Origin of the sequence: uncultured Gimesia sp. (assembly GCF_963972345.1) — a bacterium.
Lineage (GTDB): Bacteria > Planctomycetota > Planctomycetia > Planctomycetales > Planctomycetaceae > Gimesia.
Window position 1 is genome coordinate 1 of the sequence record NZ_CAXAVM010000179.1, and the last position, 14,493, is coordinate 14,493.

Consider the following 14,493-nt stretch of genomic DNA (forward strand, 5'->3'; position numbering starts at 1 on the left):
ACCATCACGCATAACATCATGATCTTGTAACTGACAAGACCTTTTCTACAGAGCACCTCAGTTTTAATATTCAGGAGCATATTCTAATGTACTGGTTTCTACGCCTGATGATCATCGGCTGTCTCTGCTGGAACGTCAGTCCTCTCTCGGCAGCCGGCCCGGATGCGGCAGAGCTAAAAGCGTCCCGCGACAAAGCCATCAACTTTCTGAAGAACTCGCAGAACGAAGACGGCACCTGGACCTTCAGTGAAGCGGCGGGCATCTCGGCTCTGGTTACCTCGGCCCTGATTGAATCAGGCGTCCCCTTGACCGATCCGACCGTAGACAAAGCATTAAAGAAACTGGTCTCATTCTGTCAGGAAGACGGGCGTATCTGCTCCGCCCGCAGTCAGCATTCCGGCTACGAAACAGCAGTTGCATTGATGGCATTACAGGATGCGAACCAGTCAGGCAAATACACTCCTCAGATCAAAAAAGCGGAACAGTTCCTCCGCAGTCTGCAGTTTGACGAAAGCAAAGATATCAAACCCAGCGACCTGGAATACGGCGGTGCAGGTTATGGCCCCGATGGAGGCCGTCCCGATCTTTCGAATACTGTCTTCATGATTGAAGCCCTCAAAGCCGCCGGCGCAAAAGCCGATGACCCCGATATTCAGAAAGCACTCATTTTCGTTTCCCGCTGTCAGAATCTTGAAAGCGAATTCAATACTTCTCCGGCCGCTGCCAAGATCAATGATGGCGGCTTCTATTACAACGTCTCTGCCGGCGGTGCTTCTCCTTCCGGGAAAAACAAGGACGGCGGCCTCCGCTCCTATGGAAGTATGACTTACGCCGGTCTCAAAAGCATGATCTACGCCGGGCTGACTCCTAAAGATCCACGCGTCAAGGCTGCCCTCGACTGGATTCAGAAAAACTACACCGTCGAAAACAATCCCGGCATGGGGGACAATGGCCTCTACTACTATTATCAGCTGTTTGCCAAAGCCCTCGACACCGCGGAACTGAAACAGGTCACGGACAGCAAAGGACAGAAACACGACTGGCGAAATGAACTTGCCAGTCACCTGTTCAAAGTCCAGCAGGAAAACGGCAGTTGGGTTAACTCCAAATCCAATCGCTGGTTTGAAGGCGACCCGAACCTGGTCACCGCTTACACGCTGCTGGCACTGAAAAACTGTGAAACCACACCTGCGGCTGACTGACAGTCAGTCCTTTGTACCAGGATTAGCCAGAGATCGCTGTCGCAGCCAGTCTGCGGCGCGATCCGGCCAGGTATCGACGTTTGAATCTTCCACGGGTCGCATCCCGTAACCATGACCGCCATTCTCATAAATATGGAGTTCGCCGGACACGCCATTTTTCTTTAAGGCAGTGTAGAACAGAATGCTGCTGATGGGCGTCGCATGGTCATTATGCGCGTGAATCATCAGCGTCGGAGGTGTGGTCTTATTAATCGTCAACACCTTATTCAGTTCGCCTGTGTTTTCGTCGACCAGCCGCCAGGGATAAATCAGCATACTGAAATCGGGGCGGCACGAAATCTCATCCACCTCGTCAGCCGCTGAATAAGCACGTTCTTCAAATCGGGTGGAAATCAAAGCCGCTGCCTGACCTCCGGCGGAAAAACCGATCACGCCGATCCGATCAGGCTTGATTCCCCATTCCGCAGCCCGTTTACGGACCAGGCTGACAGCACGCTGTCCATCCTGTAAAGGCCGCTCCGAACTGGGAGGCAGACTGGCGTCTGTCTGCGCACGAGGCTTCGGTTCCTTTGTGCGATAATGGGCAACGAACGCCGTGATCCCCAGAGAATTCAACCATTCAGCAGTTTCAGATCCCTCCTTGTCTGCCACGACATAGTTATATCCACCCCCTGGAAAAATCAGGACCGCAGTCCCGTTGCGTTTTTCTGCCGGTGGCTGAAACAGATTCAGTTGCGGGCGAGTGATTTCTTTGATGCGCGTGGCGGGTGGATTTTCGTTCGCCCGCCGATCCAGTTTGACGCCAGTCTCACGCGTGGTTTCGCCCGGCGCGTTCTGCTCCCAGAGATCAATCACGGCATCCGGCTCGCGTGCTTCAACCAGCGAGCAAAGGCTCAAACCAGCCACTAACAGGAATAACCATGTGTTGTTGAACCGTCTCATGTCAGTATCTCCTTGATGATGCGCGACGGTTCGACGCCCGTCAGTTTGAAATCTAATCCCTGATGCCTGTAAGTAAATCGTTCATGATCGATGCCCAGCAGGTGCAGCACAGTCGCATGCAGATCACGCACATGAACCGGGTTCTCGGCAACGTTGTAACTGAATTCATCGGTCGCACCGTAGGTCAGTCCCGCTTTGACGCCGCCTCCCGCCAGCCAGGTAGTAAAGCAACGAGGATGATGATCGCGGCCCCCTTCGGGACTGTCCCATTTTCCCTGTCCGGCCACACCGCGACCGAATTCGCCACCCCAGATCACCAGTGTCTCATCTAAAAGACCACGCTGTTTGAGATCTTTGACGAGTGCGGCACTCGCTTGATCGGTATCACGACAACGGGCGATGCACCATGAACTTAAACGACTGTGATGATCCCAGTCGGGATGAAATAACTGCACGAACCGCACGCCCCTTTCAATCAGACGCCGGGCCTGTACACAGTTGGCCGCATAACTTCCCGGCCGCCGTGAATCGGGGCCGTATAATTCAAACGTGGATTCCGGTTCGTCACTCAGATCATTCAGCTCGGGAATACTGGACTGCATCCGCCATGCCATTTCATATTGGCGAATTCGCGTTTCAATTTCCGGGTCGCCCGTCTGTTTCAGTCGCATCTGGTTCAGTTCCGAAATTCCGTTTAACATCCCCCGTCGGACACTGCGGGGCATGCCATTCGGGTCGCGCAGGTAGAGCACGGGCTCTTTCGCGTTTCTGAGTTTGACGCCCTGATATTGTGAAGGCAGAAATCCACTGCCCCAGTAATGATCGTACAATGGTTGATCGCTGGGACGCTTCATCTTCGAAATCAATACCAGGTAATCAGGCAGATTCTGATTTTCACTTCCCAGTCCATAGCTGCTCCAGGCACCTATTGAGGGTCTTCCCGGCAGTTGATGTCCGGTCAGAAATTTGGTCATCGCGGGAGCATGATTGATCTCATCAGTGACCATCGACTTGATGAAACAGAGCTCATCAGCGATTTCACCATGATAAGGCAGCCACTCACCCAATGTCGCACCACTCTCACCATACCGTTGAAACTTCGTGCGGGACGGCATGATCAGTTGCTTCTGATTGGCGGTCATCGTTGTCAGCCGCTGTCCGCCGCGAATACTGTCAGGCAGTTCCTTGCCTGCCCACTTCATCAGATTCGGTTTATGATCGAACAGCTCAATCTGAGAAGGGCCACCCGACTGAGTCAGAAAAATCACATTCTTCGTCCGCGGTGGATTGTGAGGCAGATCCGGCAGCCCGAGATTCTGTTTCGGTTCTGCGGTAGCCCGGCGCAAGTTTTCTAACAGGCTGAACGCCATCGCCCCCAGGCTGACGCCTGCTCCCCGCCCCAGGAAATAGCGGCGGGTCTCCTCAAGTGCTGTATTTTCAAATGGATTATTCATGGGTGATCGCCTCATCCAGATTAAAGACCATGCTGGCAACCACCATATAAGCGGCCAGTTCGTCAGGCGAAACTTTGTTGACGACAGGTGGCTGTCCACTGGAAATCAGCTTCAATGCTTCATCCTGATTGCGCTGATAAAATGTGAAAGACTGCTGCTGTTCCTGTTTCAAAACTTCTGATTCCTGCTGCTTAAGTGTTCGCGACAGAATATGCTGTGCGATGAAATCCAGACGTTCCTCTGTGGTTCTCTTCTGCTGAATCGCCGTGCGTGCCAGCTCTCGCGAAGATTCCAGCATGCTTTGATCATTGAGTAAAGTTAAAGCCTGCAGAGGTGTATTGGTTCGGCGGGGCTGTACTTCACAGACACGACGCTGTGCACTGTCAAACAGGAATGTGGGTGCACTGGAACGACGCCAGAATGCATACAGACTTCGTCGATACTGGGCTGCGCCCTGACTGGGTTCGTAGCGGAAACGCCCCATGAACATTTCGGTCCAGACACCGGGCGGTTGATAAGGCATCACGGGAGGCCCTCCCAGTGCCGGGTTGAGCAGACCACTGGCCTGCAGAGCCGCATCGCGAATCATCCAACTGGGCAAGCGAAAGCGAGCCCCCCGTGCCAGCAGACGATTTTCCGGATCACGTTCCAGCAGTTCTGCGGTGAGGCTGCTCTGCTGCTGATACGTGCGGCTGGTCACGATTAACCTGAGAATATGCTGCAGATCCCAATCATGCTCCATTAGTTCCACTGCCAGCCAGTCAAGAACCGCCGGATGAGTCGGTAGCTCCCCCTGCAGTCCAAAGTCACCAGGTGTACGTACCAGTCCCGTTCCAAAAGAGATCTGCCACAAGTGATTCACAACAACGCGCGCCGTTAACGGATTCTGTCGTGAGACCAGCCACTCTGCCAGGTCCAACCGGTCTTTCGTCTGTTCGGCTGGTAGAGGTAGAACCGCAGCGGGGACCGATCGTGTGACTTGTTTGCCGTGCTTGTCCCAGACGCCTCGTTCCAGCACAAATGTCTGGCGGGGTTCCTGACGTTCTGCCAGCACCATCACATTCAGCTCGCCGGCCCCTTTTTTCACTTGTGCCAGTTGTGCCTGGGCCTGATCCAGCTCTGTTTTACGCTGCTGATATAAATCATGATCTACCAGAAACTGATCCAGCAGCCGCTGCTTCAGTTTCGGTTCGAGTTTTTCCGGCTCCTTAAGATTTGCTGCAGCGAGCACCTCTAAAGGCATAGGCTCCAGTGAACGAACGGCAGGCCCAGGCTGATCGGTCAGCATCACTCGAAAGCGGCCGATATTCGCATCACCTTCTGTGGACCGATGCAGCATGACGAAGATCAGTTCTTCGCTTTCCTCTAACTGCAGGGGCTCTGCCAGTTCGAAGACGGCGACATGTTTCTGTTGCGCATCATGGGTTTCGGTCGTCCAGCCATTGCGGGGATCGTCGTCGAGTGTATCTTTGATTTTCCCGTAGTTGCGGCCTTTGACGTCTTTTTCGACATCGGCAATCGCGGAGACGAAGTCGATGTCTTTCAGCTGAGAACTTCCTTCACGGCGGACCTGAAGTTTGACATCGGTCAGAATAAATTCACCACTATCCCCGCGACTCAGTTTCCCTCCAGTATGCGATTCATGTGGAAAGACCTCCAGACGCAAGCCTGTGATACGAGGTAAGGCTGTCGCCGCCACCAGTCGATAATCGTCCTGGCGAGGTGTCGGGCCGCTGGCTTGAATCACGCCTGTTTTCTCTGCAGTCAGTACGGTTCCTTCAACCGACTTGACAGAGCGCAGTTCCGGCAGATGCCAGGCGGTAAACCCGTTTTCTACCCGCTGCATCTGCTCCATCAGCCACGGCTCAAATTCCTGTTTCGCCTGCTGAAGCGCCGCTGCTTCCAGCGGCTTACGCTGATCAACGACCTGCTGAGATTCCAGGACCGCACGTTCTGCCAGCGGCGATTGATATTTTAGATAAGGCTTTGCACGATTGCCGGCTTTGCCATCTTCGTCGATACTGTTGAAAAACGCATACAGACTGTAGTAGTCCGTCTGTGAGATGGGATCAAACTTGTGTGAATGACACTGGCAACACCCCAGGGTCAACCCCAGCCAGACGGTACCCGTCGTGTTGACCCGGTCGATCACATAATCGACCCGCGATTCTTCCGGATCGCGTCCCCCTTCTCCATTGGTCATGTGATTCCGATGAAAACAGGTTGCCAGTTTCTGTTCGTCTGTGGCATCCGGTAACAGATCGCCGGCGAACTGCTCGATCGTAAACTGGTCGAAGGGTTTGTTCTCATTGAATGACTGAATCACCCAGTCACGCCACGGCCAGTTTGTTCTGGTAGAATCCTGCTGAAAGCCATCGGTATCTGAGTAACGCGCGAGATCCAGCCACCACATCGCCATTCGCTCGCCATAATGCTTTGACTTAAGCAGACGATTAACCAGTTTCAAATCCGCGTCAGGCGAATTGTCGTTGACGAATGCTTCCACATCCTCCACTGAAGGTGGCAGCCCCGTTAAATCAAAGGAGAGCCGACGAATCAGGGTTCGTCTGGACGCAGGTTCTGAAAACGTCAGCCGCGCTTCAGTCAGTTTTCGCTGGACCAGGGCATCAATGGGGTTGAGATTCGCTTCCTGCCCATGCAACGCGACTTTCACCGGTGGCTCGAACGACCAGTGTTTTCCCCATTGTGCCCCTTCTGCGATCCATTGGCGAATGGTGGCGATTTGCTTTTTCGTTAATGGCTTGCGATGGGAATCAGCGGGTGGCATTAACAGATCCGAATCGGAACTGGTAATCCGCGCCAAAACTTCGCTCAACTCCGGCTTCCCGGGAGCGATGGCAAATGTACCGTCCCGATTCTCGGTCGCCGCTTCCACGAGATCGAGCCTGAGATCAGCTTCTCGATGCGTGGGATCCGGACCATGACAGTGAAAACAGCGATCAGAAAGAATAGGCAGAATTTCATGGCTGAAGTTGATCTTGTCCGCTGCGCAGACCACATTCCCGGTTAAAGCACATAGTAATACAAAGATCAGTCTGGACAGGTCTGTCATGAATATTCAATACGGTCTTTCAAGGCAGGGAAGGAGAATTGAGAAAGGATTCGGTGCAGGGCTATAGAATTCATGTTACGTTCGACATTCTCTCAGGTCCAGAGAAACCCTCAGAAACAGCAGGTCAGATCTGAATACAAGCGGTTTCCCCGAAACCAGGAGGTTGAGCGAACTTTTATCCTGAAAACGACAAATCAACGCACGAAATTAGACAATTAAAACGTAATCCTCTCTCTAAAAAACCATAGACAGTCAGATTTACTAAAAAAGATTTGACAACTCTCTAACTTCGTATACCATTTTGTTTAGGTTCCTTATTTATCTAATCTTAATTATGAAATTAAAACATGATTTAAAATAAGCGACTCGATCTTCCAGCCGCTCAATATTTCCTTTTTCCATACCATATTAATTCTATATGAGGAAATGAACCATGGGCAAATCATCCCGAAGAAGCGCATTCACGTTAATTGAATTACTCGTTGTCATCGCAATCATAGCGATTCTGATTGCCCTGCTTCTGCCGGCGGTCCAACAGGCGCGTGAAGCGGCTCGTCGCTCTCAATGCAAGAACAACATGAAACAGTTGGGGCTGGCCTTTCACAACTATCACGACACCTTCACCAGCTTACCTAACGGCAGTCATCCCACTCCCTCCTACCCTGGAGGGGGATACCATATGGGCTGGGCTCCTAAAATATTTCCTTACATCGATGAAGCAACACGTCTTCAAGCAATGCAGGTATTCTCGCCTAATCCCATTACCGAGCTCGGTCCATGGCGATACGATACTGCTCCCCACAACGGTTCCAATCAGGTCTGGGGTCCCATTCCGGTTCTCGCCTGCCCTTCCTCGGCATTAGGAAATCGCTCTCCTGACATTGTAAGCAGCACCCTGCCATGGATTGTAGGACATGGTGCGTTACACTATCGCGGATGCGCAGGTCGCATCGAAGATGTTACTAATCCCTCAGACGGGAATAACTATCGGTGGGCAAACACCGGGCTAATGTACCCGCTCAGCAACACAAAATTCCGCGATGCGACAGACGGTGTCTCGAACACCATATTGCTGGGGGAATCATCGTCTTCGCAAGGCTGGTCTTCTGCGATGAAAGCAGGCTGGGGTGGTATCCAACCCTGGACCTGGGGAATTTACTGGTATGTTAATACTCAGCGTCTGACTTTAGACAGTAAGAATATTCAGTTCCCCATCAACTATCGAGGCGATTTTGGAACCAATCACACCCCCTATACCAGTTACCATGTAGGAGGCGCTCATTTCATGATGGCTGATGGATCAGTGCATTTCATCAGCGAGAACATTGACCTGGGATTACTGAAAGCATTAGGAACACGCGCTGGTGGAGAAGTCCTTGGCGAGTGGAACTAATCCTATCTGTTGAATGAGACAGATAGAAGAAAAATAACAACATGCTTTCGCTCCTGGATTTAAGATAATCTGGCAGAAGTGATCAGTGATTCTCTACTTAAGGTGCCAGCAATGAAACTTTTGTTTTTTTATATCTCGCAGGAACGCCGGAAATGGTCCGGCATGCTTCCGCTGCTGTTGAGCTTCGTCTTATTGACTGCGTATGGATGTGGTGATGGTCATCCTGCACGTTCCACAGTTTCCGGCAAAGTCACCTATAATGGTAAACCGTTAAGCATCGGCTCACTCGTTTTCATCCCCGTTAACGGAGGCCCCTCCGCCCAGGGAAAGATTGATCGGAATGGGTCCTATGAAATGGGAACGTTTACTGATGATGACGGAGTTATTCCCGGTGATTATAAAATCATGATCACCGCTCTCACCAGTCCTGGTGGATCTGGGCTGCCGGAAGATGCCGTTGATGGAAACGCAGGGCCAGAATCTGTTATCCCGGAATGGTATGGAGACCTCGAAAAGTCCGGCCTGCGCGCCACTGTGGTTGCCGACAAATCCAATACCATTGATTTCCCACTCACAGACGATAAACCCAAAGACCCGATTACGAAGTAATCCGTTTCACTGCTGCAGTATCGAGTACTTACATCTGTACTGCAGCAGTTTCTGGTTTTAATGCCTTCCTCGATCTTGAAAACAGACCCCCTGCGTGTTTTCAAAGTGTCTGATTCAAGCTCCCCGAACGGAACTGGCTGAATAGACAACTCGATCCCCTGCCTTTCCCCGCTGATTGCAGCGTTCAGTTCGCTTTCATACGCGCTACTGAATATAATGTGATCAGGCTGTTTATACCTGATTTCGATTAACCTGCCTCCCATCACCTGTTTTTGCAGAGATCATCAAGACAAAGAGATTCCATGAGCACGAACTCGACTTCAAGTCGTCAACAGTTTGAAGAATATAAAGAAGAATTTCTGGAAGCTCACAGCACTTCCCGGGGAAAACCCGCCGCCAAACGCGACCGTTCTTCCTGGGAACTGGTAAAAAGTTTTCTGGGGCTGCTGAAAGTTCATCGCGGGGCAATGATTTTGTCTCTCTTATCTTTAACGGTGGCAACCTTACTCGCTTTGATTCCGCCGGCGGCAACCAAATTTGTCGTGGATTATGTGCTCGACAAAAAGCCGCTCCCGCCATCTATGCCGGCATGGTTCCCGCAGGAACCCTGGCCGATGCTGGTCTCGATTACGGTAACCGTCATAATTATTTCCCTGATTCGTATTGGACTGCAGATCTGGGGACGTTGGCATGCCACACGCGTGACCAAAATGATTCAGATGAAAGTCCGTAAGGATGTGTTCGCACAAGCGGTTCGACTGCCCCTGCATCGCGTACAGGAACTCAAATCGGGAGGCGCTGCAAGTATCTTACGCGAAGATGCCGGCAGTGTGGGAGAACTCGTGTTCGGCATGCTTTACAATCCCTGTCGTGCCATCATCCAGCTGCTGGGTAGTCTGATGATCCTTGCCTGGGTTGACTGGCGACTTCTGTTAGGAGCACTCTTTCTCGTTCCACTGGTCTATCTGTCACACCGCACATGGATCAGCCGTATCCGTCCGCAACATCGTAAAATCAGGGCGCAACGGGTCGCCGTTGATGCGTTGGCAACGGAATCATTTGGGGGGATGCGCGTGGTCCGCGCTTTTGGACGCCAGCGTTCTGAAACCAGTCGCGTTCTGAGAGGAAATCACCTGATGGGACGCCAGGAACTGTATGCCTGGTGGTGGTCGCGTTTTATTGAGATCGTCTGGGAAACGATCATTCCCGTAGCTTCAGCATGTTTGCTCCTGTATGGGGGCTGGCAGGTGCTGCAGGGAGAATTAACTCTGGGAGACCTGGTCATGTTCCTGGCTTACCTGCTGATGCTGCTCGGTCCCCTCGCGGTACTCGCACAGAGTGCAGCCCAGTTCCAGAACAGTCTGTCCGGCTTTGATCGCGTTCTTGACCTGCTGGACGAACCGCGCGAAATGGAATCGGCAACCGCGCAGTCCATTACAAAAGCCGAAATTGAAGGTCAGGTTACGTTTGAGAATGTCAGCTTTCAGTATCCGAATTCTCAGCAATATGCACTCCAGGAAGTCTCACTCGATATTGCTCCCGGCGAAACCATTGCACTGGTAGGCGCCAGTGGCGCCGGTAAAACCACCTTCTGCAATCTGGTGGCCCGATTCTACGATCCCACGTCGGGTCGGATCCTGCTCGATGGCAGGAACCTGGTTGATCTCGATGTGGAAAGTTACCGAAATCACATCGGCGTGGTGGAACAGGACGTTTTTCTGTTTGATGGTTCGATCGCGGAAAACATAGGATATGGAAACCGTAAAGCGACACTCGAACAGATTCAATATGCGGCAGAAATCGCGAATGCAGACGAATTTATCAGAACTTTACCGAACGGCTATCAGACGCTTATCGGGGAACGTGGTGTCAAACTCAGTGGTGGACAACGCCAGCGACTGGCAATCGCCCGCGCCATTCTCGCTGATCCCAAAATATTAATTTTCGATGAAGCCACCAGCAATCTGGATACCGAAAGTGAACGACTTATCCAGGACAGTCTCACAACCTTAATGCAGGATCGCACCTGCTTTGTCATTGCCCACCGCCTGAGCACCATCACGCACGCCAGTCGTATTATCGTTTTCGAAGGGGGACGCATCATCGAAAGCGGAACACATGACTCCTTAATGGAAGCAGGGGGAAAATACAAAGAGATGGTATTGCTGCAGACCAGCCCGGCGGAAGTATCCTGAAACTATATTGAATGGCAAATTTGATTTCCTGAATTCTGGACACCTTTGTCGCTTTTTCAAATTGAAATCCCCCTTTCGCATGTTTATAATTCAATATATCACACCTTTATCGTGAGCGCATCACGATCCCACCAGAATTAAAACGGACCATTTACCGTTCGTTACTGACATGTTTATCTGAAATCAACGATTCACAGTCAATTGAATCATTCAGCGAGATAAAACCGGGAGCAGCCCGGAAAGGAACAAATTCACATGAAATCCATGGTTCTCAGTCATTGTCAATCGATTATCAAATTCAGCGTCGTTTGCGGAATGATGATTGGCTTTCTTTCACAATACCGTTTAGAGGCTGCAGAGAAAACATCAGCCCCGAAATCAAATAAGGTCATGCTGGGAACAGCAGAACTGACTTCGGGGATTCCCGGCAAAGGTCCCTTGACGGAAAAAGAGATCAAAGACTGGCTGGGCGATCCAGCAAACCATGAAGTTCTGGAAATCACATTGCCGCTGGGCTTGAACGCCGGCGCCGCCCAGATTGTCGGCCTCAAAGAGAATCCGCTTACACGCGCCAAAGTCGAACTGGGACGACAGTTGTATTTTGACACGCGTCTCTCTTCTGACAATACCATCAGTTGTGCCAGTTGTCACCACCCTGAGGAAGGCTTTGGTCGGCACACGCAGTTTGGTATCGGAATCAAGGACCTTGAAGGAGGACGTAACTCACCTGTAAGTTACAACCGGATTCTGAGTGGTCCTCAGTTCTGGGACGGCCGTGCTGCCACACTGGAAGAGCAGGCCGTTGGTCCGATCGCCAATCCGATTGAAATGGGACACACTCATGAAGCGGTTGTGAAATCCATTAAGGAGATTCCCGGCTACCGACTTCAGTTCCACAAAATCTTCAACGATGGCGTCAACATTGACAACATTGGAAAAGCCATTGCCGCTTTCGAACGCACCCTGGTGTCTGGCCCTTCTCCCTTCGATTATCATGAACAACTGCGTCCTTTCCTGAAACTGGATAAAGAAGACCTGGAAGACTTTGAAGCAGAATATACCGCCGCTCTGAAACTCGCTGAAGCACACCCCATGTCAGAAAGTGCCAAACGAGGTCGGGATCTGTTTTTCAGTGAGAAGGTAAACTGTTCTGCCTGTCATCTGGGCCCTAACCTTGCTGATGAAAAGTATCACAACCTGGGAATTGGCATGTCTGCCAAAGAGCCAGACCTGGGGCGGTATGAAGTCACCAGAAAAGAAGAAGATAAAGGTGCCTTCAAAACGCCAACTATCCGAAATGTTGAATTCAGTGCACCTTACATGCATGATGGATCACTGGAAACTCTTGAGGAAGTTGTCGAACATTACAACAAAGGCGGCGATCCGAATCCCTATCTAAGTGATAAAATCAAAAAGCTGAATCTGACAGAACAGGATAAAAAAGACCTGGTCGCGTTTATGAAAGCCTGTAGCGGTCCTTTCACCAAAGTGGAACCAGGTCGGCTGCCCCAATAATTGACTCAATCAATTTCGTCCCTCACAGCCCGGTTTCCTACCCGGGCTGTTTTTTTTTGCATGCTGACAATTTGACGGTTTCTGTTTCATGTTGCGCATTCCGCAATTCTGGTATCATTTGACAATGATCGTACCTGAATAACAGCGCTGTTTTATTGAGAAGGATTTGCTTTGTCTGACGTATGGGAAGTCATTGCACTGACTACACTCGCAGGTATCACGATTCCTGTCGGCGGCTTTCTTGCCAAAATTGAAAACATACATCCTCAATGGCTGGAAGACGAATTTCGCCACTCGGTCATCGCCTTTGGAGGGGGTGTGTTGCTGGCTGCGGTCGCACTGGTCCTCATACCGGAAGGTATTTCCGAACAACCACCCTGGATTGCTTCTCTCGCCATACTCTCAGGTGGAATCTGCTTTATGTTCTGCGACATCTGGCTGGCGACGCATCGCAGTTCTGCTGCGCAGTTGCTTGCCTTGCTGCTCGACTTTGTTCCGGAATCCATGGCGTTGGGAGCTTCCTTCGCGACCAACAGCCATTCAGTGGGCTTACTGCTTGCCATCCTGATTGGTCTGCAAAACCTGCCTGAGGGTTTTAATGCCTATCGCGAACTGGCCAGTTCATCGACCATGCGAAAATCGATGATTCTGCCCGGATTTTGTCTGCTGGTTCTGCTGGGACCTGTTTCCGGGCTCATCGGTTTTTACTTCCTGGCTTCCATTCCCCGACTGGTGGGCCTGATCATGCTCTTCGCAGCAGGAGGCATTCTCTATTTGACGTTTCAGGATATCGCACCGCAGGCGCAACTCGAACGACGCTGGGCACCTTCCCTCGGCGCAGTGATTGGCTTCGTTTTCGGACTGATCGCGCAGATGATCATCGACTGACGACCAGAGAATCTCCTGTTTATTCCCCTTCTGCTATCTCGTCTGTTTACACTCGGAAATTCCAGTCTATATTAGACTGTGTCCCGTATGACTTTAGCGTCTCCAAAGCCATTGGGGCCGAGTCTATTAGATTGAGAGACGCTATGATTAAATGTGACGCGTTCCAGATTCCTCAATATCTGCCTTCATAATATTCTGGATTTTCCATATTTAAAGGGATAAGTGTGTCGAACTCTAATCCAACGAGAGCGGGTTCAGCTGTCTGGAAATCTCTGGAAACATTGATTGCTGTTTTTACGATCATCATGATCACAGCCCATTTGATCCTGCGGTTTGGAACAGGCAGCGCAGAATGGATTCAAAATCTTCCCCTGTGGTCCGTACTGGCACTGGGAGGGACACCGCTGGTCTGGGGTCTGCTGGTCAAGATGGTTCATCGCGAGTTTGGTTCCGACCTGCTGGCGGGAATCTCTATTGTTGTATCCGTGCTGCTCGATGAATACCTGGCCGGTTCCCTGGTTGTATTGATGCTGTCCGGCGGTGAAGCCCTGGAAGCTTATGCTGTCCGGAGTGCTTCATCCGTCCTGCAGGCACTCAGCAAACGCATGCCCTCGATTGCCCATAAAAAGACGGACACCGGCGTCGAGGATACCTCCCTCGATCAGATTGCCATCAATGATACGCTGGCCATCTTTCCGCATGAAATCTGTCCTGTCGATGGAACGGTCATCGAAGGACATGGCGTGATGGACGAATCCTATCTCACCGGGGAGCCATATATGATGTCCAAAACGCCGGGCTCCCAGGTACTTTCTGGAGCCATCAACGGTGAATCAGCTCTGATCATCCGCGCGGAAAAACGAGCTGTCGACTCCCGCTATGCCAAGATCATGCAGGTCATGCAGACCTCTGAACAGCATCGTCCGCGAATGAGACGACTGGCCGACAGGCTCGGTGCCTGGTACACACCCCTGGCAGTGCTGATCGGGCTGGTTGCCTGGATCATCTCCGGGGACCCGGTACGCTTTCTCGCCGTGATGGTGGTCGCTACACCCTGCCCGCTGCTGATTGCGATCCCGGTAGCCATTATCGGCTCCATCTCACTTGCCGCACGCAGGGCAATCATTGTTCGCGATCCTACCGCACTCGAAACAGCAGATACCTGTCGCGTGATTATTTTCGATAAAACAGGAACCCTGACCTACGGCGAACCTCAGCTTAC

Annotated in this window: 10 protein-coding genes; 7 read left to right on the forward strand and 3 right to left on the reverse strand. The window is 51.5% G+C overall.

The window, feature by feature from the left end:
- Window positions 1-86 precede the first annotated feature (86 nt).
- Window positions 87-1,202 carry a terpene cyclase/mutase family protein gene (locus AACZ40_RS22765; protein WP_291175367.1) on the forward strand — a complete coding sequence of 372 codons (1,116 nt, stop codon included), beginning with the start codon at window positions 87-89 and terminating at the stop codon, window positions 1,200-1,202.
- A gap of 3 nt (window positions 1,203-1,205) precedes the next feature.
- Here the strand turns inward: AACZ40_RS22765 and AACZ40_RS22770 are convergent, their stop codons facing one another.
- Genes AACZ40_RS22770 through AACZ40_RS22780 form a run of 3 tightly spaced genes read right to left on the reverse strand, consistent with a single transcriptional unit; the run spans window position 1,206 to window position 6,671 of the window.
- Entirely contained in the window at window positions 1,206-2,144 is a 939-nt protein-coding gene (locus tag AACZ40_RS22770) for an alpha/beta hydrolase (protein ID WP_291175368.1), read from the reverse strand.
- Entirely contained in the window at window positions 2,141-3,598 is a 1,458-nt protein-coding gene (locus tag AACZ40_RS22775; protein WP_291175369.1) for a DUF1501 domain-containing protein, read from the reverse strand. The genes AACZ40_RS22770 and AACZ40_RS22775 overlap by 4 nt, the downstream gene beginning before the upstream one ends.
- Window positions 3,591-6,671 carry a PSD1 and planctomycete cytochrome C domain-containing protein gene (locus AACZ40_RS22780; RefSeq protein ID WP_291175370.1) on the reverse strand — a complete coding sequence of 1,027 codons (3,081 nt, stop codon included), beginning with the start codon at window positions 6,669-6,671 and terminating at the stop codon, window positions 3,591-3,593. Before AACZ40_RS22780 ends, AACZ40_RS22775 begins: the two co-directional genes overlap by 8 nt.
- Before the next feature lie 433 nt (window positions 6,672-7,104).
- Here AACZ40_RS22780 and AACZ40_RS22785 point away from each other — a divergent pair, with 433 nt between their 5' ends.
- The 6 genes from AACZ40_RS22785 to AACZ40_RS22810 form a co-directional block, all read left to right on the forward strand.
- Window positions 7,105-8,064: a DUF1559 domain-containing protein gene (locus tag AACZ40_RS22785; RefSeq protein WP_339675965.1), complete on the forward strand. Its 960-nt coding sequence runs from the start codon at window positions 7,105-7,107 to the stop codon at window positions 8,062-8,064.
- Between the two features lie 111 nt (window positions 8,065-8,175).
- A complete protein-coding gene (locus AACZ40_RS22790; protein WP_291175376.1) occupies window positions 8,176-8,673 on the forward strand; it encodes a hypothetical protein in 498 nt (165 codons plus the stop codon).
- 302 nt (window positions 8,674-8,975) lie between these two features.
- Window positions 8,976-10,868, forward strand: a complete 1,893-nt coding sequence (locus AACZ40_RS22795) for an ABC transporter ATP-binding protein (RefSeq protein WP_291175380.1) — start codon at window positions 8,976-8,978, stop codon at window positions 10,866-10,868.
- Window positions 10,869-11,123: 255 nt separating this feature from the next.
- A complete protein-coding gene (locus AACZ40_RS22800; protein ID WP_291175381.1) occupies window positions 11,124-12,383 on the forward strand; it encodes a cytochrome c peroxidase in 1,260 nt (419 codons plus the stop codon).
- A gap of 171 nt (window positions 12,384-12,554) precedes the next feature.
- Window positions 12,555-13,271, forward strand: coding sequence for a divalent cation transporter (locus AACZ40_RS22805; protein WP_291175383.1), 717 nt, complete (start codon window positions 12,555-12,557; stop codon window positions 13,269-13,271).
- Between the two features lie 224 nt (window positions 13,272-13,495).
- A partial coding sequence (locus AACZ40_RS22810; RefSeq protein ID WP_339675970.1) for an HAD-IC family P-type ATPase occupies window positions 13,496-14,493 on the forward strand: 998 nt, incomplete at its 3' end.